Here is a 444-nt window from a genome sequence, read left to right as displayed (position 1 = left end):
AAGGAAGAGAAAGAGGGGAAGGGAAGGGAGGGGGGAAAAGGGAAGAAAAGGAGGAAAAAAGGGGAGGGGGAAAAGGAAGAAAAAAAAAAGGAAGAGAAAAAGAGAGAAAGAGAGAGGAAGAAGGGAAAGAAGGAGAGAAGGAGAGAGGGAGGGGAGAAGGGAGAGGAGAAAAGGGGAGAGGGAAGGAAGAAGAAAGGGAAGAAGAGAAAAGGGGAAAGAAAAAAGGGAGAAGGGAAGAGAAAAGAAAGAGGGAGGAGAAAGAAAAAAGGAAAGAGAAAGAAGGAAAAGAGAGGAAGAAAAGAGAGAGGAAGGAAAAAGAAGAAGGAGAAAAAAGGAGAAGAAAAAGAAGAGGGAGGGGGAGAAGGGGGAAGGGAGAGGAGAAAGAGGAAAGGAGAGAAAGGAGAGAAAAGGAAAAAAAGGGAAAAAGAGGGAAGAAAGAGAGGG

1 protein-coding gene is annotated in these 444 nt (G+C 44.8%); it reads left to right on the top strand.

Going from position 1 to position 444, the window contains the following annotated elements; genetic code table 11:
- Positions 1-444: hypothetical protein (locus KH400_RS29695; RefSeq protein WP_217228016.1), on the top strand; the 444-nt coding region annotated here is incomplete at both ends.

It is taken from the genome of Desertibacillus haloalkaliphilus (genome assembly GCF_019039105.1).
Classification (GTDB): Bacteria; Bacillota; Bacilli; order Bacillales; family KJ1-10-99; genus Desertibacillus; species Desertibacillus haloalkaliphilus.
This window is presented reverse-complemented; position numbering and strand designations above follow the sequence as displayed.